Annotated in this window: 21 protein-coding genes; 13 read left to right on the top strand and 8 right to left on the bottom strand. The window is 31.7% G+C overall.

The window, feature by feature from the left end; all coding sequences use genetic code 11:
• Positions 1 to 5: 5 nt before the first annotated feature.
• Positions 6 to 1,223, top strand: a complete 1,218-nt coding sequence (locus FYJ81_RS10960) for a metal-dependent hydrolase family protein (protein WP_019469171.1) — start codon at positions 6 to 8, stop codon at positions 1,221 to 1,223.
• Between the two features lie 100 nt (positions 1,224 to 1,323).
• On the opposite strand, the gene FYJ81_RS10955 is transcribed toward FYJ81_RS10960, so the two are convergent.
• On the bottom strand, positions 1,324 to 1,794 hold the full coding sequence (locus FYJ81_RS10955) for a peptide-methionine (S)-S-oxide reductase (RefSeq protein WP_019469172.1): 471 nt from the start codon (positions 1,792 to 1,794) through the stop codon (positions 1,324 to 1,326).
• A 135-nt stretch (positions 1,795 to 1,929) separates the two neighbouring features.
• Here FYJ81_RS10955 and FYJ81_RS10950 point away from each other — a divergent pair, with 135 nt between their 5' ends.
• Both FYJ81_RS10950 and trhO read left to right on the top strand, forming a co-directional pair.
• Positions 1,930 to 2,148, top strand: a complete 219-nt coding sequence (locus FYJ81_RS10950; RefSeq protein WP_040030347.1) for a hypothetical protein — start codon at positions 1,930 to 1,932, stop codon at positions 2,146 to 2,148.
• A gap of 297 nt (positions 2,149 to 2,445) precedes the next feature.
• Positions 2,446 to 3,393 carry an oxygen-dependent tRNA uridine(34) hydroxylase TrhO gene (gene trhO, locus FYJ81_RS10945; RefSeq protein ID WP_154409641.1) on the top strand — a complete coding sequence of 316 codons (948 nt, stop codon included), beginning with the start codon at positions 2,446 to 2,448 and terminating at the stop codon, positions 3,391 to 3,393.
• 350 nt (positions 3,394 to 3,743) lie between these two features.
• Here trhO and FYJ81_RS10940 read toward each other — a convergent pair whose 3' ends face one another.
• The gene (locus FYJ81_RS10940; protein WP_019469175.1) at positions 3,744 to 4,583 is read right to left on the bottom strand and encodes a YitT family protein; all 840 of its coding nucleotides are present in this window, start codon (positions 4,581 to 4,583) and stop codon (positions 3,744 to 3,746) included.
• A 366-nt stretch (positions 4,584 to 4,949) separates the two neighbouring features.
• On the bottom strand, positions 4,950 to 5,687 hold the full coding sequence (locus FYJ81_RS10935; RefSeq protein WP_154409640.1) for a transglycosylase family protein: 738 nt from the start codon (positions 5,685 to 5,687) through the stop codon (positions 4,950 to 4,952).
• A 438-nt stretch (positions 5,688 to 6,125) separates the two neighbouring features.
• Here FYJ81_RS10935 and FYJ81_RS10930 point away from each other — a divergent pair, with 438 nt between their 5' ends.
• Positions 6,126 to 6,794, top strand: coding sequence for an RluA family pseudouridine synthase (locus FYJ81_RS10930; RefSeq protein WP_154409639.1), 669 nt, complete (start codon positions 6,126 to 6,128; stop codon positions 6,792 to 6,794).
• A gap of 136 nt (positions 6,795 to 6,930) precedes the next feature.
• On the opposite strand, the gene FYJ81_RS10925 is transcribed toward FYJ81_RS10930, so the two are convergent.
• Together FYJ81_RS10925 and FYJ81_RS10920 are read right to left on the bottom strand one after the other, a co-directional pair.
• Positions 6,931 to 7,566 carry a transglycosylase family protein gene (locus tag FYJ81_RS10925; protein ID WP_154409638.1) on the bottom strand — a complete coding sequence of 212 codons (636 nt, stop codon included), beginning with the start codon at positions 7,564 to 7,566 and terminating at the stop codon, positions 6,931 to 6,933.
• A 390-nt stretch (positions 7,567 to 7,956) separates the two neighbouring features.
• On the bottom strand, positions 7,957 to 8,463 hold the full coding sequence (locus FYJ81_RS10920; RefSeq protein WP_107383483.1) for a YfiT family bacillithiol transferase: 507 nt from the start codon (positions 8,461 to 8,463) through the stop codon (positions 7,957 to 7,959).
• A 300-nt stretch (positions 8,464 to 8,763) separates the two neighbouring features.
• Between FYJ81_RS10920 and FYJ81_RS10915 the strand changes: the two genes are divergently transcribed.
• Positions 8,764 to 10,290: an SLC13 family permease gene (locus FYJ81_RS10915; protein WP_107523689.1), complete on the top strand. Its 1,527-nt coding sequence runs from the start codon at positions 8,764 to 8,766 to the stop codon at positions 10,288 to 10,290.
• 152 nt (positions 10,291 to 10,442) lie between these two features.
• On the opposite strand, the gene fadH is transcribed toward FYJ81_RS10915, so the two are convergent.
• On the bottom strand, positions 10,443 to 11,207 hold the full coding sequence (fadH, locus tag FYJ81_RS10910; RefSeq protein WP_107383485.1) for a 2,4-dienoyl-CoA reductase: 765 nt from the start codon (positions 11,205 to 11,207) through the stop codon (positions 10,443 to 10,445).
• A gap of 504 nt (positions 11,208 to 11,711) precedes the next feature.
• Between fadH and lqo the strand changes: the two genes are divergently transcribed.
• The 4 genes from lqo to FYJ81_RS10890 all read left to right on the top strand — a co-directional run bounded on the left by lqo (position 11,712) and on the right by FYJ81_RS10890 (position 14,686).
• Positions 11,712 to 13,202: an L-lactate dehydrogenase (quinone) gene (gene lqo, locus FYJ81_RS10905; RefSeq protein WP_107383486.1), complete on the top strand. Its 1,491-nt coding sequence runs from the start codon at positions 11,712 to 11,714 to the stop codon at positions 13,200 to 13,202.
• Positions 13,203 to 13,428: 226 nt separating this feature from the next.
• Entirely contained in the window at positions 13,429 to 13,530 is a 102-nt protein-coding gene (locus FYJ81_RS10900; protein WP_019469251.1) for an SE2200 family small protein, read from the top strand.
• A gap of 289 nt (positions 13,531 to 13,819) precedes the next feature.
• On the top strand, positions 13,820 to 14,464 hold the full coding sequence (locus FYJ81_RS10895; RefSeq protein WP_107383487.1) for a DUF2975 domain-containing protein: 645 nt from the start codon (positions 13,820 to 13,822) through the stop codon (positions 14,462 to 14,464).
• Positions 14,465 to 14,476: 12 nt separating this feature from the next.
• Complete coding sequence (locus FYJ81_RS10890; protein WP_019469249.1) at positions 14,477 to 14,686, top strand: helix-turn-helix domain-containing protein; 210 nt, start codon at positions 14,477 to 14,479, stop codon at positions 14,684 to 14,686.
• 178 nt (positions 14,687 to 14,864) lie between these two features.
• Here the strand turns inward: FYJ81_RS10890 and FYJ81_RS10885 are convergent, their stop codons facing one another.
• Both FYJ81_RS10885 and FYJ81_RS10880 read right to left on the bottom strand, forming a co-directional pair.
• Positions 14,865 to 16,574, bottom strand: a complete 1,710-nt coding sequence (locus FYJ81_RS10885) for an ABC-ATPase domain-containing protein (RefSeq protein ID WP_107523400.1) — start codon at positions 16,572 to 16,574, stop codon at positions 14,865 to 14,867.
• Positions 16,575 to 16,818: 244 nt separating this feature from the next.
• Entirely contained in the window at positions 16,819 to 18,108 is a 1,290-nt protein-coding gene (locus tag FYJ81_RS10880; RefSeq protein WP_107504717.1) for a YhgE/Pip domain-containing protein, read from the bottom strand.
• Positions 18,109 to 18,268: 160 nt separating this feature from the next.
• Between FYJ81_RS10880 and FYJ81_RS10875 the strand changes: the two genes are divergently transcribed.
• The 4 genes from FYJ81_RS10875 (at position 18,269) to licT (ending at position 23,020) form a co-directional block, all read left to right on the top strand.
• The gene (locus FYJ81_RS10875; protein ID WP_107385881.1) at positions 18,269 to 18,886 is read left to right on the top strand and encodes a TetR/AcrR family transcriptional regulator; all 618 of its coding nucleotides are present in this window, start codon (positions 18,269 to 18,271) and stop codon (positions 18,884 to 18,886) included.
• A 391-nt stretch (positions 18,887 to 19,277) separates the two neighbouring features.
• A complete protein-coding gene (locus tag FYJ81_RS10870) occupies positions 19,278 to 19,622 on the top strand; it encodes an ArsR/SmtB family transcription factor (RefSeq protein ID WP_040030586.1) in 345 nt (114 codons plus the stop codon).
• Positions 19,615 to 22,032, top strand: coding sequence for a heavy metal translocating P-type ATPase (locus FYJ81_RS10865; protein ID WP_154409637.1), 2,418 nt, complete (start codon positions 19,615 to 19,617; stop codon positions 22,030 to 22,032). Before FYJ81_RS10870 ends, FYJ81_RS10865 begins: the two co-directional genes overlap by 8 nt.
• 163 nt (positions 22,033 to 22,195) lie before the next feature.
• Entirely contained in the window at positions 22,196 to 23,020 is an 825-nt protein-coding gene (licT, locus tag FYJ81_RS10860; protein ID WP_107523403.1) for a BglG family transcription antiterminator LicT, read from the top strand.
• Positions 23,021 to 23,285 lie beyond the last annotated feature (265 nt).

Here is a 23,285-nt window from a genome sequence, read left to right as displayed (position 1 = left end):
TTTAAATGCTTATAAAAAATATAAACCTTATAGATGGTACTGGTAGCGCTATACAACAAAACGTTGATGTGATTATTCAAGATCATCGCTTTAAGACTATTGGACAGAATTTAAACCATGAAAATCATGAAATCATCGATGGTACCGATAAATATTTATTACCGGGCATGATAGATAGCCATGTTCATATCATGGAAGAAATGAGACCATTGACAGATAAATTAGCTACGCCATTTTCTTATACATTCTATCGCGCTATAGATCATCTTAAACGTACAGTAAATTGCGGTATCACTACCGTGCGTGATGCACTTGGTGCTGACCAAGGGATTAAAGAAGCTGTACAAAATGGTTTGATACTCGGACCACGCATGCAAATTAGTGTCAATGCATTAACGATTACTGGTGGCCATGGTGATAAATTAACGAAATCTGGTATAACTATGCCAAGTTTTATTGAAGATTATCCAGGTTTACCTACAGGAATTTGTGATGGCGTTGAAGAAGTACGTAAAAAAGTAAGAGAGATGTTACGTGCTGGTGCAGATGTAATCAAAGTTCATGCAACTGGAGGTGTAACAAGTCCAACAGATCATCCAGACTTCACACAATTTTCTATTGAAGAACTTAAAGTTATGGTTGAAGAAGCACAATTCAGAGGTAATAGAAAAGTAATGGCACATGCACAAGGTCTACAAGGCGTTAAAAATTGTATCGCAGCAGGCATTCATTCTATAGAGCATGGCATTTACCTAGATGATGAAGCAATAGAAAAAATGAAGGCACAAGGTACCTTTCTCGTACCGACTTTACTAGCACCTGTTTCAGTTATTGAATTTGCAGATGAACTTGGTATGTCTGAAGGTTCTGTTGAAAAGTCAAAAGAAGTTTTAGAGGCACATACAACAAGTTTTACTAAAGCTGTAAACGCAGGTGTAAAAATCGCCATGGGTACAGATGCTGGTGTCTTTAAACACGGTACCAACTTACGTGAATTAGAGTTAATGGTTGAACATGGTATGACACCAATGCAAGCTATAGTAGCATCCACTAAAACTGCAGCAGAATGTCTAGGTTATGACAATGAAATAGGCACAATTGAAACAGACAAAAAAGCTGACTTTATTATCGTAGATGATAATCCATTAGATCGTATTGGGATATTAAAAAACCCTGATAATATTAAAATTGTAGGTATTGATGGTGAAATTGTGAAAAGATAATGCTATCTACTATTTATAAAAACAAAGCCTCATTGTATATCTACAGAATGATTGAAGATATACAACGAGGTTTTAATTTTGAATTCACTTTGCTTTATCATTATTTATATTTATTAACCAGTGCTTTAGGTAAATGACAGTAATCATTTGGAAATCTTGATAATCTGTCTTGATGTGTTTCTGCGCTTTTAACATAATTAGTCAATGGTAATACCTCTGTGGCAATAAGGTGATGGTCTTCAATTGCATCTATGTATGCTTGTGCTTCTTTTAAATGTTTTACGTCTTCACTATATAATCCTGTTCTATATTTCAAACCAATATCTTGGCCCTGTTGGTTTACACTATAAGGGTCAATAATTTCAAAAAGATACCCCATTAAATCAGTAACAGACACTTTTTCAGGATCAAAAGTTGTTTTAATTACTTCTACATAGCCGTCGTATTCTCCATCAAGGGTATGCGTAATACCATTTGCCCTACCACCTTCTGTTTGAATGACACCTGGTAATGTCTTAACAAATGCCTGAACACCCCAGAGACAACCTCCTGCTAAATATACAGTTTCCATTCTATCCCCTCCTGATTTAATACATTATTTAATAAAAGTATAGACACCACAACCATATGATGCAAATGCTCATATATTTATGATTTATTTTTTGTTAATAGGGAAAATTTATATTAGAGAATAAGGAGGTATTATATGCCTAAAGTTAAAGAAAGATTATTAGAAGATATTGAAGAAAAGCCTTCAAGAACCGACAGTGATTTTAATTCTGAGAAAGAAATGCAACAAAATGCTTTTGAACGATTAGGCAAAGATGTAGTGATTATAGAAACACTTTCGATCATGAATATTGTCTTTGCAATCAGTACAATTAGTTTAGTAGTTGCACTTATCTTTACAAATAAAAATAAATAAATTTATATACATGCTCTTTTCATTGATAATAACAAACTTGAAAAGAGCATGTTTTTTATTAATAACCTAATATTCTTCAAAAAAATTTTGACAATATTTAGTTTTACAAAATTTTTAAATTGAATATTGTACCTTTTTTGTTACAATATAGTGAGGAGAATTTCGTCCTTTTATAAAAGCATATAACAAATACACATTCATCATATCATTATGGATTGTAGACGCACGATACTATCAAACTATTAATTTTATATAAAACTATTATAAACAGAAAAAAATTTAGAGGAGAATTGAATTATGGATTACAGAGTACTATTGTATTATAAATATACAAATATTGAAGACCCCGAAACATTTGCTACAGAACACTTAGATTTTTGTAAAGATTTAGAGCTTAAAGGACGTATCTTAGTATCAACTGAAGGTATTAATGGTACTGTTTCCGGAACAGTTGAAGCAACAGACAAATATATGAATGCATTACAATCAGATGAAAGGTTCAAAGGAATTACTTTCAAAATTGATGAAGCAGATGGTCACGCATTTAAAAAAATGCACGTTCGTCCTAGAAAAGAAATTGTGGCATTAGATTTAGAACAAGATGTTAATCCTAAAGAACTTACTGGTAATTATTTATCACCTAAAGAGTTTAAAGAAGCATTATTTGACGACGACACAATTGTTATCGATGCGCGTAATGATTATGAATATGATTTAGGACATTTCCGTGGTGCTATACGACCTAATATTACTCGCTTTAGAGATTTACCAGACTGGATTAAAGAAAATAAAGATCAATTTATGGACAAAAAAATCGTTACTTATTGTACTGGTGGTATTCGCTGTGAGAAATTCTCCGGTTATCTATTAAGAGAAGGTTTTGAAGACGTAAGCCAGCTTGAAGGTGGTATCGCCACTTATGGAAAAGATCCAGAAACAAAAGGTCAGTATTGGGACGGTAAAATGTATGTATTTGACGAACGTATCAGTGTAGACGTCAATCAAGTTGAAAAAACAGTTGTAGGTAAAGAATGGTTTGACGGTACGCCTTGTGAACGTTACATCAACTGTTCAAACCCTGAATGTAACCGTCAAATTTTAGTATCTGAAGAAAATGAAGCACGTTATTTAGGTGCTTGTTGTCATGAATGTGCTGAACATGAAAGTAATCGTTATGTTAAAAAACATGACATTAGTGATGAAGAAAAGGCAAAACGCCTTGAAAATTTTAAACAACTTGAATAATACAAATATGCGTTGAAATTATGTGTAAATATTTTATAATTTTAATATGTATCAAGCTAACTAAAAAATGGCAATTTCTAAATAAAATTAGAAATTGCCATTTTTCTTTTATTAGGTGCACAACTTACCAGAATTACGCGCAAAAATTGTGTTATTTTCTACATTGTTCAGTGTTTTCACAGTGGCCATTGTCATCTTTTTATCCCGCATCTTATTTTAAAATTTGATAATAGAAACACATTTTCCCTATAACAAACTAGAATAAAAAAATACCAGCCTCTTATTTATAAATGAATGACTATTATTACCAAACTTTTGTAGTTAATTTGCATTTATTTTCTTATTTATGCTTATTGTAATTTCATAAATCCATTTCCCAGGACATCTCGCACATCATGGATAACTAAAAAGGCATTTTCATCATGACGGTTTACAATCTTTTTAATCCTAGCTAACTGATTTTGAGGGACGACGACGTAAAGTACATTAGTTTCTTTTTGTTGATATCCTCCTACACCATTTAACAGTGTAGAACCACGCCCCGTTTCTTCATTAATTTGTTTACTAATGTTCGCGTTAAAATCTGAAATAATAGTAATTGCTTTTTTAGGATTAAATCCTTCTATTACAAAAGACATACTTTTTTCAACGATAAATAACATAACAATTGTATAAAGTACATTTTGAATAGGTAAGACAAGCAAGAAAGATAAAACAATCAATGAATCAAGAATAAATAATGCTTGTGACGTTTTAATTTCACTATATTTGTTTATGATTTTTGCAATAACTGAAGTACCACCCAACGTACTACGGGCAGATATAACAAAGCCTGTACCAATACCAATTAACACTCCTGAAAAAATAGTATTGATAAAATCTGACTCTAAATTCAAATTAAAAGATTCAGTAATCCCTAAGAAAAATGAACTCGCAACCACAGTAATCAACGTATAAAGTGCAGTTGTTTTACTTAAATATTTCCATCCTACACCAATTAATATGATATTAATAATAAGCGTCGTCAATGCTGGAGAAAGGCCTAAAGTATATTTCAGATTTAAGGAGACACCGACTGTGCCGCCTTCTCCTAAATTTGAAGCTAAAACGAATGAATTAACACCTATTGCAATTAAAAAAGTACCTATAAGACAAAAACAAATATTTTTTAGATGAATTTTATATTCCATTAAACTCACACCCTCTCTATAAATGATTTAAATTTTTGAACACCATTTTCTTAACTATACTTCGTTCATTTTCTTTCAACACAAAAAGAAACTTCTTAGCAATGCTAAAAAGTTTCAGAATTACAATTTTAAACTATAATTTTTTTAATACAGAAGACATAATAATAAAAATACTTAAGTTTTTCAACGTAGGCGGGTTATGATTATTTATTGATATATAATATTTACTTCAATTTATCAAAAGTTATTTTATATTATGTCCTTATTTAATCATTACACATATTTTTTAAAAAATTAAAATCCCTAGATTCTATAAAAGAACCTAGGGATTGATGATTCAATATTTTAAAATTGAATATTATCTTATTACGCAGTAACCCATTGTGAAGCACCTTCAGATTCATATAAATCCATTGCTGCTTGGTCTTGAACTGATTCTGGTGCTTCTGTTGGTGATTGACCTTTATACTCATCTGGTGCTACTGAATCCCAAGTGCTTTGTAAGAATTGGTATTTACCTGCTGCACCTGATGATGGGTTAACAGCGTTAAGGTCGCCACCAGATTCACGTTCTGCAATTTGTTTCAAGTGATCGTTTACTTCTACTGATGAACCACTTGATGCTTCACTTGAGCTATCTGTTGATTGTTGTGATGAAGCTGATTCTTGTTGTGGTTGTTGTGTTTGCTCAGTTTGTGGTGCTTGTTCTTGTGCTGGTTGTTCTGATGAAGCTTGTTGTGGTTGTGTTTGTTCTTGAGTTTGTGGTGCTTGTTCTTGAGTTTGTGGTGCTTGTTCTTGTTGTCCTGCATCACTTGTTGATTGTGCTGATGCATCATTAGATCCGTTTGAACCTTCACCATAACTCCATGACCAATATGTGCCATCAGATTCAAAGTTATAATTTAAATTATCTTGATTAAAGTTATAGTTATAAGCGCCTTCATGTATTGGCTCAGCATTCAATTGTTGCGGATTGTTTTGTGCTTGTTGAGCTAATTGTGCTTGATCGATACCTTGTTCAGACGCATCTGCTGAATTTCCTGCTGCGATTCCTGTTACGCCAAGTCCTACTGCTAATGTTGAAGCTAATACTGTTTTTTTCATTATTAATAAATCCTCCTAAGAGATTATACTTTTAAATATTTAAATTTGTGTTTTCTGTTTTGCAAAATTACTTTTATCAAATTTGCTAATCCCTACTGTAACATCTTAAAAAAGCTTGTGGGTTACAGTGAAGTTAAAAAATATCTAGAATTTTTACGCCCTAATTACATTAAATACTTAATTCAATTCCATTCAAAAAACCATCACATCAACCATGAAATATAATATTGCTTTTACAAATATGTAATAATTATGTAATTAGTGTGAAAATAATATTCACTTATATCATTATAACTGGTTACATTTTATGACTTTTAAATATAAGAAAGATTGAATTTATATCTAACTGCTGATAATATCTTAATTTGGTTTAATTTTAATAATTTTATTTTAAAATTTATGAAAACCTATCAATATATAAAATGTTGGAGGAATTAAATGTTCGACAATATTCTTTATGAAGATAACCATTTATTAATGGTAGAGAAACCAATTAATGTTCCTGTACAAGAAGATAACTCAAGAGATCAAGATTTATTGTCCATTTTAAAAAATTACATAAAAGTCCAATACAATAAACCGGGTAATGTATACCTTGGACTCGTACATCGTCTTGATCGGCCCGTTGGAGGCACAATTGTTTTCGCTAAAACATCCAAAGCAGCCTCTAGGTTATCTAATGAACTTAGAAAACAAAAATTATATAGAACATATCTAGCAATTATCCATGGTATACCTTCAAAAAAAGAAGGTGAACTTCGCGACTATTTATGGAAAGATAGAAATAAAAATATTGTTTATGCAGTTGATTCCAAGAAAAAAGATGCTAAAGAGGCAATTTTGAATTATAAAGTTATCAAAACAATTAACAATAAAACCTTGGTTCAAATCCAATTGAAAACAGGTCGTTCACATCAAATTAGAGTACAATTCGCAAATCAAAACTTACCATTATATGGTGATCAAAAATATGGCCAGAAATTTAATAATCCCGGACAACAAATTGCACTTTGGGCATCAAAACTCAGCGTCAAACACCCCATTAAAGATGAAATCATTTCTGTAACTTCTACTCCAAATAAAGGTATTTGGAATGACTTTATATAACATACTTCTTAAATAACCGTAAATTCATCCAATATATTAATATAAAAAAGCTATGAAAGAATCTCTACTAAGAGATTCCTTCATAGCTTTTATTAGTGTTTTATACTTATATTTTTAATTAAAATTATACTTCAGATTATGCAGTAACCCATTGTGAAGCGCCAACTTCGTTATAAAGTTTTACAGCTGCAGCATCTTGTACTGATTCTGGTGCTTCTGTTGGAGATACACCTTTATATTCAGCTGGTGCTACTGAGTCCCAAGTACTTTGTAAGAATTGATATTTACCTGCTGCACCTGATGATGGGTTAACAGCTTTTAAGTCGCCGCCTGATTCACGTTGAGCGATTGCTTGTAAATGTGAATTAACATTTACTGAAGAACCACTTGAAGCTTCATTTGAGCTTGATGATTGAGTTGAAGCTTTTGTAGTTGCTTCTTGTTGTGGTTGTTGTGTTTGTTCAGTTTGTGGTGCAGTTTGTTGTGGTTGTTCAACTGTTGAAGCGTTAGCGCTTGAACCTTCACCATAACTCCAAGACCAAGTTTGTCCATTTGATTCAAAGTTATAGTTTAAACCATTATAATTAAAGTTATAACTATATGAACCTTCTTGTACTGGTGCTGCATTTAATTGTTCTGGGTTAGATTGTGCTAAATTTGCTAATTCTGCTTTATCTACACCTTGTTCTGCTGCGTCAGCTGAGTTACCTGCTGCGAATCCTGTTACACCTAATCCTACTGCTAATGTTGAAGCTAATACTGTTTTTTTCATTTTTGATTAAATCCTCCTACAAGTTTGTTTTTTATATTTTTAAGATTTATTTTTACTGTGATATTGAAACCAACTATTTTTTGTAAAATCCAATGCTGTTTCAACCAATTTCCAGTAAATACTATAACATCCATAAAAACCTTGTAGGTTACAGCGAAATTAAAAAACCCCCGTGCATTTTACATAATAATTACATAAAATTGAATGAAAATTAAAAGATATTTTGTAAAAAAACCTATTGCTAAAGTGAATAAAGTGCTTTTTAAACTTATTTTTTCTGTAACATAATTGTAATTAGTGTGACAATTATTCTAGTTAGTCAATTTGCTATTTTATATATTTAAAAAACCGTTCAATGATTAAAATTGAACGGCCTCGCCATTATATTCATTATGATAATGCTATTTTAATATGCGCTAAATGATGTTCTTCGTGCCAAGCTAATTTAGCAACTTTAGTTGCAACAGATATTTCTCCGCTTCCTCTTAATGTAAATGTACGATTCAAATCACTTTCTGTTAAATGATTGCCAATAGCTATAATACGTTCATTTATACCCTCTAACATTTTAAGGGAACTTTCTATAGGCAGTTGACTATCAGCAAGTTTTGCCCACTCATCTTGAATAAAAGGATCAACAACTGGATTCGTATCTGTTAGCGCTAATTTTAAGCGTTGAAACATATTTAATTGGGAATCTGCTATATGATGAACGAGTTGTCGCACAGTCCAACTTTTGTCTCGATATTGCTTGTTTAATGCTTCATCATTTAAATGAGCTACAGTTTGCCTCAGTCTATATGCATACGACTCAATTTCACTAAGCCATTTTTGGATATCTTCTAATGTTACTTTATTTGGCACTTCTAATTCACCAATTGGAAATCTAACATCCATATTAATCACCTTTTTTATTTATTAAATGTTTAATAGCATCTTTAATTTTTCCATTAGTAATGCTATTGCCTATTTATGACTATTTAAACTTTCATACTATTTATTGTAGAATTTAGGAATGCATCTACTCATATTCATAACAAAAGTATTCTCCCTAGTTATTAGCATAAAATTTATAAAATTAATGATATGACAAATACATAATTAGTAAATTTTTATGAACTTTCCTAAATTATAATGATACAACTTAATAAAATTTGTAATATTATTGTGAAGGATTTAACAAGGGAGTGGAAATTTATGAGTAAAGATTCATCTACCAAGTCTACATCTAATTTCAAGCCATTTTGGTTAATCACAAGTATGATTATCTTAATCACGATTTTGATATTACCTACACCAGAAAGTTTACCCCTTATGGCTAAAAGCGCATTAGCAATATTGCTATTTGCAGTCATATTATGGGTAACTGAAGCAGTGACTTATCCAGTTTCTGCGGTCATGATTGTTGGACTCATTATTCTATTAATAGGTTTCAGTCCGGTACAAAATTTATCTGAATCGCTAGGCTATCCTCAGTCAAATGGTGAAATATTGAAGGGAGATTCACTTTTCGGAACAGGTAATGCTTTAAAACTTGCTTTTAGTGGGTTTTCTACCAGTGCATTAGCTTTAGTTGCAGCTGCTCTTTTTTTAGCAACAGCTATGCAAATTACACAACTTCATAAAAGACTTGCACTAATTGTACTTTCCGTAGCAGGCAATAAGACAAATCGTATCGTTATTGGAACGATATTAGTGGCAATATTTTTAGCATTTTTCGTTCCCTCTGCTACTGCACGAGCAGGTGCTGTTATTCCTATATTATTAGGAATGATAACAGCATTCGGCGTTGCTAAACAAAGTAAATTAGCTGGACTTTTAGTTATCACAGCTGTACAAGCAGTTTCTATATGGAATATTGGTATTAAAACTGCAGCTGCACAAAACATTGTCGCAATTAACTTTATCAATGATCAGTTAAATGCTGATATATCGTGGGGACAGTGGTTCTTATATGCTGGGCCATGGTCCATGTTAATGTCAATTGCGCTTTATTTTATCATGCTTAAAGTCATGCCCCCAGAAGAAAAAGAACTTTCGGGAGGCAAATCATTAATTCAGCAACAGTTAAAAGCTATGGGACCTGTAACTTCTAAAGAATGGCGTTTAATTAGCATATCCATCATTTTATTAATACTTTGGTCTACCGAAAAGATATTACATCCTATTGATTCATCTTCAATCATTTTATTAGCATTGGCTATTATGTTAACTCCTAAAATTGGTGTTATGTCCTGGAAAGAAGCTGAAAGTCGTATACCTTGGGGAACAATTATTGTATTTGGCGTCGGCATATCTTTAGGAAATGTACTATTAAAAACTACAGCCGCCCAATGGTTGAGTGATCAAACCTTTGGTATCATGGGTTTAAATCACTATCCCCTTTTAGTAACAATTGCATTAATTGCACTATTCAATATTTTAATACATTTAGGTTTTGCAAGTGCAACAAGCTTAGCATCAGCACTAATACCTGTATTTATTTCACTAACTACTACGTTAGATTTAGGAAATCAGTCTATTGGATTTGTACTCATACAGCAATTCGTTATCAGCTTTGGTTTCTTATTACCCGTAAGCTCACCACAATCAATGTTGGCCTATGGTACAGAAACATTTACTGTTAAAGATTTTTTAAAAACAGGGATACCTATAACCGTTATTGGCTATTTACTTATTATTTTATTTAGTGCCACTTATTGGCATTGGCTCGGATTAATTTAATGTAAAAAATTATTCTCTATAATAAACTCGACATTGCTAACATTAGCGAGTGATTGAACCATTATAATGAATAACAGGCTGGGACGATTAATTTGTCACAGCCTGTTAATATTAATGAAAGCTATATAAAATGTTACAAACACTCTATTATGTTAAAACGCGTTTTGATTAAGCCATTGACCGCCGTCCATTGTCATACAAGCACCATTAATGTAATTCGCTTCTTCCGAAAATAAAAACTTAGCTAATCCTGCAATTTCTTCTGGCTGACCCATGCGGCCTAATGGTACACTATCCAATGTTTGTTGGCGTGCGTCTTCTGATAAACTAAGTTTTCCAGAGCCTCCTGTATTATCTATAGGACCTGGAGCAATAGCATTTACGGTAATGCCATACTTTGAACCCCACTCTACAGCGAGCGTTCTTGTCATAGCTAACACACCCGCTTTTGCACTAGCAGAATGTACAACACCCGGCCCTGAACGCCATGCATATGTTGCCACCATATTGATAATACGTCCATGATACCCTTGTTCAATCCATTTTTTTCCAACAGCCTGTGTGCAATGCCAAGTTCCATTTAACACAATATCTACGACAGAATTCCAACCATTCGTCGATAGTTCTTCCGCAGCACATATAAAGTTGCCAGCTGCGTTATTCACCAAACCATCTATCTTTCCAAAAGTATTAATGGCTTCATCCACTGTATACTGCACGCGTTCAACATCACGAACATCCATATCAATACATAAAATCTGTCCTTCTCGGTGTTCGATTTCTTTTTTAGTTGCTTCTAAACGTTCTAACGATCTACCTGTTATAATAACGTTCGCACCTTCTTCAGCAAAACGTTTCGCCATTGCTTTCCCCATACCACTACTTCCACCTGTCACCATTATTACTTTATCTTTCATTATAGAGTCTCCTTTATCAAACAATTTAGTAAGCGCTTACATTTTATTGATAAGTATAACAAAGTTTCACTGATTTTTCTTATAAAATGATAAAGACCTATGATTGATAAACATGATTTTATATCTATGTTTCATATGAAACATTTTACTGATTAAATAATTGAAATGTTAAAAGTAAGTGCAAAAACACAAATTAAGACCTCTAATTTTTATTTCTAATCTATTTATATTTTATTAAGGCATATTTGATTGAAATTTATAGAAATTATAATGTAATATTACTATATAACAATTATTATCACTTACTTTTAATGATTTATACTTGAAATATAGGGTAAATTATTAAAAGTAAGCTCACATATTCCAAATAGGAATGTGTTATATGATTAATATGTATTTTTACATGTGAGAGTCGCGTAATATAATAGTAAATAAAGACATAAGATGAGTGACAATGTATGACAAATTGTTACTGATGTTATTAAGAATGAAAGGTGAGGAACTATGGCTAAAACTGAGTCAAAAGACGTCATTCTTATTGGCGCCGGTGTATTAAGTACTACTTTTGGTTCTATGCTTAATGAGCTTGAACCAAATTGGAACATTAAACTGTACGAACGTTTAGATCGTCCTGGTGACGAAAGTTCAAACGAACGTCATAACGCAGGTACAGGACATGCTGCACTTTGCGAATTGAACTATACAGTTCAGCAACCTGATGGTTCAATTGATATTGAAAAAGCAAAAGAGATTAATGAACAATTTGAAATCTCTAAACAATTCTGGGGCTATTTAGTTAAAAATAACTATATCGAAAACCCTAGAGAATTCATTCATCCATTACCACACATTAGTTTTGTAAGAGGTAAAAATAACGTTAAATTTTTAAAAGACCGTTATGAAGCAATGAAAAACTTCCCTATGTTTGATGATATCGAATATACCGAAGACATTGAAGAAATGAGAAAATGGATTCCATTAATGATGCAAGGTCATAGCGCAAGCGATATTATGGCTGCCAGCAAAATTAATGAAGGTACTGACGTAAACTTTGGTGAATTAACTCGTAAAATGGCGAGAAACCTTGAAAAAAATCCAAAAGTAGAAGTTCAATACCATCATGAAGTACTTGATTTCAATAGACGTAACGATGGTAAATGGGAAGTTCAAATCCGTAACGCAAATACTGGCGAAACACAAACACAGTTAGCTGATTATGTATTTATCGGTGCTGGTGGTGCTGCTATCCCATTACTACAAAAAACAGGTATCCCTGAAAGTAAAAACTTAGGCGGATTCCCTATCACAGGTCAATTCTTAACATGTACAAATCCAAATGTGATTGAAGAACATGGTGCCAAAGTGTATGGTAAAGAACCACCAGGCACACCACCAATGACTGTGCCACATTTAGACACACGTTTCATTAATGGCCAAAAAACATTATTATTTGGACCGTTCGCAAGTATTGGTCCTAAATTCTTAAAATATGGTTCAAACTTAGATTTATTTAAATCTGTTAAACCAAGTAACATCACAACATTATTAGCAGCGGCAGCGAAAAACTTACCGCTACTTAAATATTCATTTGACCAAATTTTAATGACAAAAGAAGGTTGCATGAACCACTTACGTACTTTCTATCCAGAAGCACGCGATGAAGATTGGCAATTATATACTGCTGGTAAACGTGTTCAAGTGATTAAAGATACTGAAGAATATGGTAAAGGCTTCATCCAATTCGGAACAGAAGTTGTAAACTCTGAAGATCATTCCGTAATTGCATTACTTGGTGAATCACCAGGAGCATCAACTTCTGTATCTGTTGCATTAGAAGTATTAGAGAAAAACTTCTCTGAATATAAAAATGATTGGGAACCTAAGATCAAAAAAATGATTCCTTCTTATGGTAAATCATTAATTGAAGATGTTGATTTAATGAGAAAAACACGTCAACAAACTTCAAAAGATCTTGAATTAAATTATTACGAATAAACTTTTGATTGCTTAAGTGTAAAAACTAAAATGAACTGAGATTAAGATGGTGTTAAACACCTATTTATGAACCTACAATAACAGTTTATTTTCAAAACACATCTTTCAAGATGTGTTTTGAAAAATTTTATCATCACTAAATGTTTATTGGTTCTTTAATCTTTGTTTCATTGGTATTTTTTAGAAATACTTTGTTATCATTGATTCACTTAAAGGAGCGAAATGTATGAAAAAATTATTAATTGTTGTGGCTGTAGGCGCATTAGCATTTGCAGGTCTTAAACGTTACCAACAACATGTAAACAAAGCACCAAATATTGAATATTAATAAATCATGTAAGCCATCATAGGTAAAAGTTACCTATGATGGCTTTTTTGTTATTGTTATATAAAAAATACGGTTATAAATGTTTTTGATTATTTTCCGCGTTATATATTCCCCTTGTTAAACCCACTTCTACACATTTTCACAATCACATTACTATATTTCCCTTTTGTAATATCTAACGATCCAATTCGATTTCCACCTATTAGTTTTATCGTTAATCGATAAAAAAGTATTGATTTTCGATATGTTTTAGTTATAATGAAGTTAACAAATTAAAAGGAGCGCCAATATGTCTACAATTAAAAGCAAACATTTTAGTATTTTAGTCAAAACGTTAACTATTTTAGCAACTATCGCTTTGGTCTTAACATCTCTTAGTATGTTACCAATTATTATCGCAATTATAGCGCTATTAATCATTCCTTCCTCGTTTATTAACTCACAATTAGATAAAGCAAATAAACCTTTTTGGGTAGATTCATTAGGACTAAATTCACATGAAATTACAAAACATGACCTAAATAGTATTACTTTTCCCAAACCATCTGTTATATTAATGCTATTATTAATAATTGTATTAATTGCAATCTATATTCTGGTGATTACATATGTCAGAAAATGGCTTAAAAATGTTAGCAGAGGACAAATTTTTACAGATAAAAATGCAAACATCATTATTTTAATTTCTTATTGTTTTATTGTATTAGGTGTATTTGAGGCATTTATTGAATTGGCAAGTAATTTTATGGTTTATAATTTTTTAGGGCAAAATGCTAAATTGTATGCACTGATAGATAAAGATATCGAAACCTTTGCAGATTTCTTTTTTAATTTTAATTTCACACTTATTTTAGCGGGTATCGTTATTTGGATTATAGGAAATGTTTTTAAATATGGTGCATTCTTACAAGATGAGTTTGATTATACCGTTTAGGAGATAAGATAAATGATTGTAGTTAGATTAGATCGAATATTAGCTGATAGAAAAAAGAAACTCAGTGAATTAGCAAATGAAATTGATATTACTGTAGCAAATTTATCGAATTTGAAAACAGGCAAAGCAAAAGCAATACGTTTTTCAACATTAGATGCCATATGTAAAGCGCTCGATTGCCAGCCTGCAGACATTATAGAATACACAGAGTCTGAGGAGTAAACCAAAATTTATTTAAATTCACAAGTCATCTTATATTTATCACAGTTAAACCTTTGGCTTAATCCACATAGCAGTTAGGCTCCCGCTTGTATTAGTTCAGACTAACCGGGTGTCTAAGATTATATTGAAACAGAAAACAGGAGTGGAACATACTTATTACTTGTTCCACCCCTGTTTTTTAATGTGTTTTAATATTTAATCCTCTATAGCGATTGAGTGCACCACAGAATTCTTGTTTTCTCGGCAATGCTAAATTACCAGGATGTCCTTGATGCGGTGAAATGATATCTAACCCTTTTTCACTAATCAAATCAAAAATTTTATCAGCTGCTTGAGATATCGTATCTTGTTCATTCAACAAATTACTTTGATAATAATCTATCATGGTTGCTATGCAATTCGTTTGGCTAGCATCGATAAGTTGTTCTAATCCTGAAATATTAATTCGTTCTTTACCATATAAAATCGTATGCATACCTTTTACTTTAAAACGTCGATCTTTACCTTTATTTGAAAAACTAGATTTCAGTGGTATTCTTTGCGAAGTTTGTCCGAATTGGCATAGTGACGCTTCATCTTTTGAGTGACTATCTTCGCTAGCAATTGCTTTAGCTTTACGAGTAACGTCTTTTAATACATATTCATCCATCATTAATACTTGATCAGCCACATCGAAGTAATCGCCAGAACCTCCTACAATTAGAATTGTTGAAACATGATAATCATGGTATAGAGATTTTACTTTCATAGCGAAAGGCGTGATGGGCTCTTTTTCAGGTGCGATTAATTTTTGCATTCTGCTATCTCTAATCATAAAATTTGTTGCAGACGTATCTTCATCTATTAATAATAACGAAGTTTGAGATTCTAAGGCTTCTATAACATTTGCTGCTTGTGATGTACTACCGCTCGCATTTTCAGTAGAAAATTGAGTAGTATCTTTTTTACCTGGTAAATTATTTATAAAAGGCTCAATATTTACTTTTTCGATACTTCTTCCATCTTCAGCACGGATTTTCATCGCATCGTTACACGTAATAATGAGTTCACGTCCATCACCTGGAATATGGTGATATACACCACGCTCTAAAGCTTCTAGTAGTGTTGATTTACCATGAAATCCACCACCAACAATGAGTGTAATGCCTTTAGGTATGCCCATACCGCTAACTGTCTTTCCACTAGGTAAATTCAATTGAATTTCAAATTCTTGTGGACTTTGGAATTTTACAGCACCGGGTAAAGGTGTGTCAGACACGCCACTTTTCCTGGGTAATATAGAATCATTCGCTACAAATGCAACTAAATTCTGTCGTGACAGTGCATCGCGTATAAATACTTGATCTATCATCGTAGTCACTTGATCATTTAATGCAGCACGATTGATATGTTTATACAATAATGCTTTTTCTACTATTTCAGGTAGTAAATCTATGAAAATATGATGGGCAACTTTTCCTAAAATTTTTCTTCCTGCTGCTGGTAACCCTACTTCAAAACGAACTTCAATTTCGCTATGAGTAATGACTACAGAAGTACGTTGTAATATTTCTTGGCCACAGTGATCTATAAAAATATCCGGTCTCTTTTTAGAGACTTGATCAGATTTAAGCACTTTGCTAATACTTTTGCTAAACGCCCTTGTTAAAAAATCAGATACAGCAATTTTTTTATTTTTTGAATCTAATAATTCATCGGGGATATTGGCAATATGACGTTGCATTTTGGCACGCACTTTAGATGGCGGTGCATAAGGATCTGCTTGTATATGATCTATAATTAAATGGAATTTATCAAAAGCATATTCACCTTTAAGTCGTTTATATGCACCATATTTTTGTCCGTCTAATGATTTTAATAACTTTCCGAATTCCAATGTATTTTTCAAAAGGAACACTCCTTCAACATAGGTTAATACTCTTTTATATCATACCCAGACTACCGAAGCAGTGAAACTAACACTAGTAATAAATGTTAGTTTTCTTTTTTTAATAAAGTGAATACTTTTTAAATTAAAGACTCTCGTTTTTTCCTTTTCACCATCTTGTATATCGTCATTAATATTAAATTTCATGAAAATTGCCCACAAAAAGTTAGCTTTTAATCACTACTTTTTGTGGGCATTTTAAAATTTAGGAAGGAATTTCTGTACGTTTTGTACTGTGCTTTCTAATAATAGCTGCAATCAGTGCAGAAACAGCACCGAAAATCATAAATCCGATAAACATCCACATCGTTGTATCTAATTGAATACTTCCATGTAAATATAAAATTTCTCTTAATGAGTTTGCATAATGTGCAAATGGATTCCAATCGACAATATATTTTTGATAAAAATCAGGCAACATTTGTTTTGGCAATGTTACTAATTGCATACTGAAAAACATTAATAAGAAAAAGATTGGTACAGATTTCAAACCTAACCAAGTCATCGTACCTAGAATTAATCCGACAAATCCCATGATTGCTAATGCAATAAATGTAGCTGTTGTATTAGGCGCATTGAAATTAAAATCTAATACTATTTTCATAAAGTACACATATGTGAAAGCTCCTACAAATGCCGTAACAATGGTCATAGCAATTTGCCCTAGTGATGCAATAATGCGGTGTTGTATCGCTATGTTATTACTTGTTCTAAATGCAAAGAATAGTAATACCGAAACAATAATTGATCCCATCCAAACAGGCATAAACATTAAGAACGGACCATTTCCACCTGCTTGATGACTATTTACTTTATTTACTTTTTCATTATCTACTTTAACTGGGTGCGTTAAACTTTGAATATCTGATGGTTTCAAATCAATGTTTTGCTTTTCTAAAATATCCAAGCTTTGTTTGGTAATTTGTTGGTTCATGTTATCACCCATGCCTTTTAAAACTTGAGAAGACATTTGTGAAACTTGTGTTCCTGCACCATCATTGATAAATGTTTTAAAACTTGCTTTTTGAGGCTTTATTTGTTGATTCTCGCCAGATTGTGACATCTTTTCTTGCATCTTTTTGGCTTGTGCTGCTGGTATTTCTCCAGATTGAACTTTATCTTTCATTTCTTCTTTTTTAGCATCCATCACGACTTTTTGTGTTTTGCTTAGCGCATTTTTTGAAAAATCATTTTCTATAACAGCTGCTCCAAAATATTTTTGTTCTTTCATACCTTGTTTTAAATCTTTTTCATTATCAACTTGAATCCATTTAATCGTATTGGAATTACTATCTAGCAATTTATCTTCTAAATTTTTACCTATATTAATCTTGTTACCTTGCATATCAACACCTTTATCGTTGTTAACAATTGCAATTGGAATATCTTTGGGTTTAGGGTTAAATGCTGGATAAAAAGCGACTGAAAATATTACAAATATTAGAATAGCTGCAATCGGTGCAAGCCATAATAACTTATTTTTAAAAATATTCATTTATGATTCCCTCCTATTTAATAAACAAAGTGTTGAATATTTATCACATTGTCCATTATAATAATTACTAAATGATATACAATATGCAATGATGTTCAATACGTTCTTTAATGAACACTTTTGATATAAATGTCTATTAAATACAAAGGAGATTCAACATATGGCGGAAGACAGACGTGTTAGAAAAACACAAAATGCTATTAAACATGCTTTTATACAATTATTAAATGAAAAAGATTTAGATAAAATAACGATTAGTGATATTACACACAAAGCTGATATTAATCGCGGCACTTTTTATCTCCATTACGAAGATAAATATATGTTATTAAATAAAATGGAGAATGATTACATTGAAGAATTGTCTAAAACATTAAACACGAAAGATAAATTTTATGTAGGTATGGATGCAGAAGCGTTTGCACGTATTTTTACTGAAGAAAAGTTAAAAAGAATTATCCTTCATATCAATACAAATTTTGAATTCTATAAAACCATATTTATGTTAGAAAGAAGAAGTCAGTTAGAAACAAAAATAAGCCAGGTAATGTATGAAAATATGAAAAAACATTTAGTAACAAAAGATACAGTTGATGGCATTCCATTAGACTATTTTCATAGTTATGTAGCAGGTGCATCTATTTCTTTCATTAAATATTGGGTGAAAGATAATCGGAAAATTGATCCACAAACTTTAGTAGATAGCCTATTTAAAATTGTTTTTTATGGCCCGTTACGATTAATAGCAAAAGAACAATACAATATAAGTGAACAATAATAGATATAATCTTGCAGCGTGGATAAGAATAACATTTATCAAACGGTTTAATGACCACTACTTCAAAATGAGTTGAATGCCTATATTTCATAATATCAAACAAAACGCAGCCGCTTAAAAATAAGAAATATATTCGATTCAACTCTTTTTTTACATATTTCTTTTTTGGTCATAGTATATTAGCACATGAATATTGAACCCTCTTCAAAACATAGCTGTAATTTAATTCATTTTTATCTAACACCTACAATTATTTATACCTTTCACTTGCCCCCTCTAAAATCCAACAAATTTATATCATTTTTTTATTTTTAACGATAGTCTCTTCCATAACATATTAGGTAATGCTAATATGTTATATATTAAGTTTTACTAATATGAGGTGTTCAAAATGAATAGTAATGATTTTACATTACAGGCACGTTTTTTACATGGACTTTCTAATAAAGTGAGATTAACTATTTTAGAATTATTAAAGGTATCCGAAATGACTGTTAATGAAATTGTTTCAAGCTCAAAAATGAGCCAATCTAGCATTTCTCAACACTTAGCTTGTTTAAAAGAATGTGGTTTAGTAACCGCTAGACAAGATGGTAAATATATTTATTACCAAATTAAAAATCCATATATTTTAGAATTATTGAGCCTGGTAGATCATATCGTAGAAGAAACAAAAGATGATATTATCACTTGCAAATACCATAATAACTTAAGAATGGATGATGCTAATGAATAAATCGTCTGATGTTTGTTGCACTAACACTTGTCAAAATACGAACAATGAAAAAGTGTCGGAAAATATAACAAACGAATCCGATACATTACAGAAATTTACTTTTCAAGTTAATGGTATCGATTGTAGTTCTTGTGCCACAACGATAGAAAAAGCACTCTTACCATTAGATGATGTTTATAATCCAAAAGTTAACTTCTCTACTGGCAAATTAACAGCAGAAGTGAGTACTACAGATACGACTAACCAAATTGTAAAAACAGTCGAAAAACTAGGTTATGGGATTCAAAACACTCAATCACAATCAACACAAACCACTTTTATTATCAAAGGAATGGACTGTGGGAACTGTGCTAAAACCGTTGAAAAGCATGTGTTGAACCTCCCGTATGTTAAAGATGCACAAGTTAACTTTTCTACAGGAAAACTACAAGCCAGTATGGATGGACAAAATGAAAAAAATATAATAAAAGAAGTAGCGAAAATTGGTTATACTGCAATTTTACAAAATAATAAAAAAGATAATGATCAGAAGTTAAGATTATTTATCAAACCCATCATTTCTGCCGCATTCATTTTACTTGGACTATTAATGTCAATAACATCACTACCAATTGAAATTTCTAATATTTTATATACAGTTGCCATATTGGTTAGCGGACTTAAACCATTTAAAAGTGCATTTTATTCACTAAAATCTAAAAGTTTGGATATGAACGTTTTAATGACTGTCGCAGTTATTGGTGCTATGCTGATAGGTGAATTTTTCGAAGGTGCTATTGTTATTTTCCTATTCACAATTGGTACTTTATTACAAACAATTTCGATAGATAAAACAAGAAACTCCATTCAATCACTCATGGAATTAACACCTAATACTGCCAACTTATATACCCAAAAAGGTATTATCTCTAAAGACTTACATGAGATTCACGTTGGCGATATTATTCTTGTGAAACCTGGAGAACGCATACCATTAGACGGCACCATTACTGAAGGAACGTCTAGCTTAAATCAATCACCTATTACCGGAGAATCTATACCTGTTGATAAAACGACGAATGATGATGTTTATGCTGGTTCTATTAATGAAAATGGTACATTAAAAATTAAAGTTGCTACATTAGTAGAAGATACAACACTTTCAAAAATCATTGAGATGGTAGAAGCAGCACAAGAAAATAAAGCACCTGCACAAGCGTTTATTGACAAGTTTTCAGAAATTTACACACCTGTTGCTTTTGTATTAGCACTATTAGTAATGCTCATACCACCTATGCTTACATTAGGCTCCTGGGGTGAATGGTTCTATAAAGGACTAGAGTTACTTGTCATCGCTTGTCCATGTGCGTTAGTCATTTCAACGCCTGTTGCTATAGTGACGGCAATCGGTAACGCGGCAAAAAATGGTGTACTTATTAAAGGTGGTAATTATTTAGAAGCATTAGGTTCTTTAAATGCAATAGCATTTGATAAAACAGGAACACTCACTGAAGGAAAACCTAAGGTAACAGCTGTTAAGCATATGGAAAGTGACGAACAAACACTATTACAGCTTGCACTTAGCTTGGAAGCTTATTCAACACATCCTATCAGTAAAGCTATTGTTGACTACACCTCTAAATTAAATATTACACCAAAACATGTTAGTGATTTTGAAAATATAACTGGCAAAGGTATAAAAGGTAAAATAGATAATCAAACCGTTTACGCCGGAAATCAAAGCTTAATTGAGACTATCAATCCTAAAATCAAAACGCATGCATCAATGTTTAGTTATTATGAAAAACAAGGTTACACCATCATTATCATATCCTCTACGACGACCTTTTATGGTTTGATCACTATAGAAGATCCATTAAGAGAAAACATAAAAGCAACTATTCATCAGTTGCAAAAATACAACATTAAAAATACCGTTATGTTAACTGGTGATAATCAAGAGACCGCAAACAAAATTGCAGCTCTTGCAGGCATTCGCGAAACTTATGCAAAATTAATGCCTAAAGATAAATTATCAGCAATTGAAGATTTACAAAAACGTGGTTATCAAGTTGGTATGGTTGGCGATGGTATCAATGATGCACCTGCACTTGCTCAAAGTGATGTAGGAATTGCTATGGGAGGCGTTGGTTCTGATACCGCAATGCAAACAGCAAATATTGTTTTAATGTCAGATAACTTACAACAACTTCCAAAATCTATCTCAATTAGTAAAAAAGCTAAAACAATTATTAAGCAAAATATTTACTTTTCAGTAATTATCAAATTGATTGCTTTTATATTGGTATTTCCTGGGTTATTAACTTTATGGTTAGCTGTTCTAAGTGACACTGGAGCTGCTATCCTAGTTATTTTAAATTCATTGAGATTATTAAAATTTAAAAAAGATAAGCAAAAAGCGAGCACTTAAACTGTGCTCGCTTTTTATAATTTTTATATTAATACAAACTTTTTTCCTACTAAAATAAAATTTCATAATAAGATTAAAGAATAAATTTTGACTATTGAACACCTTCTCAACTATATTTAATATGTAAGCATTCGAAATCATATAACTAAGGGAATGTTTTATTATGAAAATTACTAAAATATTAAATAATAACGTTGTGCTATCTAAAATTAATGGGAATGAGCGCATCGTCATGGGAAACGGCTTAGCATTTGGTAAGAAAAACGGCCAACAATTAGAACGTGATAAAATTGAAAAAGTGTTTCGCTTAACAAGTCAAGATCAAGAACGCATGTTAACTTTATTAGATGAAATCAATCAAGATGTCCTTTTAGTCAGCGAACAAATCATTAAAGAAGCTAATAAACTTTATGATTCACCTATTTCAGAATCGATATATATCGCATTAACTGACCATATAAATTATGCCATCGAACGCACACATGAAGGTTTTGATATCAAAAATCCATTACTTTATGAAATACGCACGCTTTACCCCAAAGAATATGACGTAGCCCGTGATGGATTACACAAAATCAATCAATATTTCAATGTAACGTTGCCAAAAGATGAAATTGGATTTATTGCTATGCATATTGTGAATGCTAGTTTAGATGAAAATATTGCAAATATTTATGAAATTACTAAAATCACTAAAAGTATTGTTGATATTGTTCGTTATCATTTCAATCTCTCTATCAACGAAGATGAACTCAATTATTCTAGATTTATGACACACCTTAAGTCTTTTAGCCAAAGGCTAATTAATCAACAATCTTTAAGTGAAGTTACAGATGAAAACTTACTTGATGTTTTAAGACAAAAGTATGCTAAATCCGATGTTTGTGTCGATAAAATAGCAGATTTTTTATTCAAACATTATAACCACAAAATATCTAACGATGAACGTGTTTATTTAATCTTGCATATCGCAAGACTGTTAAAATAGTAAATGTAAGCGTTGACATTTATTTTTATAGAGACTATACTGTGTTTAAACTTATATATTGTTACTTTTGACGTTGCTATCAACGTTTGGGGTTGTAACTTTAAGTAGGCAAAACCCAGAGTAATGCATTACGAACCTTTTGTGTAGGGACGTATGTGTATTATTCTGGGTTTTTTTATTTTTTAGCTTATTACTTGTTTTCAAACTGCTTTAATTTCATTGAGTGGCCACTCAAAATAACATTCAAAAACATGATGTAGCTAGG

The organism is Staphylococcus sp. McC-251-APC-3A2 (assembly GCF_009695665.1).
Classification (GTDB): Bacteria; Bacillota; Bacilli; order Staphylococcales; family Staphylococcaceae; genus Staphylococcus; species Staphylococcus cohnii.
This window is presented reverse-complemented; position numbering and strand designations above follow the sequence as displayed.

What these genes read in the sequence shown, in the direction of transcription:
- FYJ81_RS10915 (WP_107523689.1), top strand. Translation starts at nt 8,764, where the DNA reads ATGAGTAAAGATTCATCTACCAAGTCTACATCTAATTTCAAGCCATTT.
- FYJ81_RS10875 (WP_107385881.1), top strand. Translation starts at nt 18,269, where the DNA reads ATGGCGGAAGACAGACGTGTTAGAAAAACACAAAATGCTATTAAACAT.
- lqo (WP_107383486.1), top strand. Translation starts at nt 11,712, where the DNA reads ATGGCTAAAACTGAGTCAAAAGACGTCATTCTTATTGGCGCCGGTGTA.
- FYJ81_RS10960 (WP_019469171.1), top strand. Translation starts at nt 6, where the DNA reads ATGCTTATAAAAAATATAAACCTTATAGATGGTACTGGTAGCGCTATA.
- FYJ81_RS10865 (WP_154409637.1), top strand. Translation starts at nt 19,615, where the DNA reads ATGAATAAATCGTCTGATGTTTGTTGCACTAACACTTGTCAAAATACG.
- FYJ81_RS10900 (WP_019469251.1), top strand. Translation starts at nt 13,429, where the DNA reads ATGAAAAAATTATTAATTGTTGTGGCTGTAGGCGCATTAGCATTTGCA.
- trhO (WP_154409641.1), top strand. Translation starts at nt 2,446, where the DNA reads ATGGATTACAGAGTACTATTGTATTATAAATATACAAATATTGAAGAC.
- licT (WP_107523403.1), top strand. Translation starts at nt 22,196, where the DNA reads ATGAAAATTACTAAAATATTAAATAATAACGTTGTGCTATCTAAAATT.
- FYJ81_RS10920 (WP_107383483.1), bottom strand. Translation starts at nt 8,463, where the DNA reads ATGGATGTTAGATTTCCAATTGGTGAATTAGAAGTGCCAAATAAAGTA.
- FYJ81_RS10890 (WP_019469249.1), top strand. Translation starts at nt 14,477, where the DNA reads ATGATTGTAGTTAGATTAGATCGAATATTAGCTGATAGAAAAAAGAAA.
- FYJ81_RS10870 (WP_040030586.1), top strand. Translation starts at nt 19,278, where the DNA reads ATGAATAGTAATGATTTTACATTACAGGCACGTTTTTTACATGGACTT.
- FYJ81_RS10955 (WP_019469172.1), bottom strand. Translation starts at nt 1,794, where the DNA reads ATGGAAACTGTATATTTAGCAGGAGGTTGTCTCTGGGGTGTTCAGGCA.
- FYJ81_RS10935 (WP_154409640.1), bottom strand. Translation starts at nt 5,687, where the DNA reads ATGAAAAAAACAGTATTAGCTTCAACATTAGCAGTAGGACTTGGCGTA.
- FYJ81_RS10895 (WP_107383487.1), top strand. Translation starts at nt 13,820, where the DNA reads ATGTCTACAATTAAAAGCAAACATTTTAGTATTTTAGTCAAAACGTTA.
- FYJ81_RS10950 (WP_040030347.1), top strand. Translation starts at nt 1,930, where the DNA reads ATGCCTAAAGTTAAAGAAAGATTATTAGAAGATATTGAAGAAAAGCCT.
- fadH (WP_107383485.1), bottom strand. Translation starts at nt 11,207, where the DNA reads ATGAAAGATAAAGTAATAATGGTGACAGGTGGAAGTAGTGGTATGGGG.
- FYJ81_RS10940 (WP_019469175.1), bottom strand. Translation starts at nt 4,583, where the DNA reads ATGGAATATAAAATTCATCTAAAAAATATTTGTTTTTGTCTTATAGGT.
- FYJ81_RS10930 (WP_154409639.1), top strand. Translation starts at nt 6,126, where the DNA reads ATGTTCGACAATATTCTTTATGAAGATAACCATTTATTAATGGTAGAG.
- FYJ81_RS10880 (WP_107504717.1), bottom strand. Translation starts at nt 18,108, where the DNA reads ATGAATATTTTTAAAAATAAGTTATTATGGCTTGCACCGATTGCAGCT.
- FYJ81_RS10925 (WP_154409638.1), bottom strand. Translation starts at nt 7,566, where the DNA reads ATGAAAAAAACAGTATTAGCTTCAACATTAGCAGTAGGATTAGGTGTA.